Annotated in this window: 1 pseudogene; it reads left to right on the forward strand. The window is 42.0% G+C overall.

Annotation, left to right across the window (positions count from 1 at the left end):
* Positions 1-362 (forward strand): annotated as a pseudogene (locus AC0L3B_RS38680) (glycosyltransferase family 4 protein); the annotation flags it as partial.

Genomic DNA, 362 nt, shown 5'->3' on the forward strand with positions numbered 1-362 from the left:
GTACTTGATCTTTGGCCTGAGACACTTAGAGCTGTAGGGGTCTTAAAAAATACAGCGCTGCTTTCGTTAGTAGGGAAATTGGTTTCTTGGATCTATAATCGTGCTGATTATTTACTGCTTCAATCTCACGGCTTCCTTGAAAGCGTCAAACGTTACTGTACACGTGATATGCCTTCTGAGCGATTGGTATATTTTCCAAGTTGGGCTGAGGATGAGTTTTCTAAAAGTTCCTTCCCAATCACATCATTGTTGCAGCCAGACGGTGCGTTCTTTACTATTTTATTCGCGGGTAACTTAGGTGAGGCCCAAGACTTTCCTGCAATTGCTCAAGCTGTTCAGTCACTGCAGAATAAAATTTCTAT

Source organism: Bradyrhizobium sp. Kon56 (assembly GCF_055807635.1).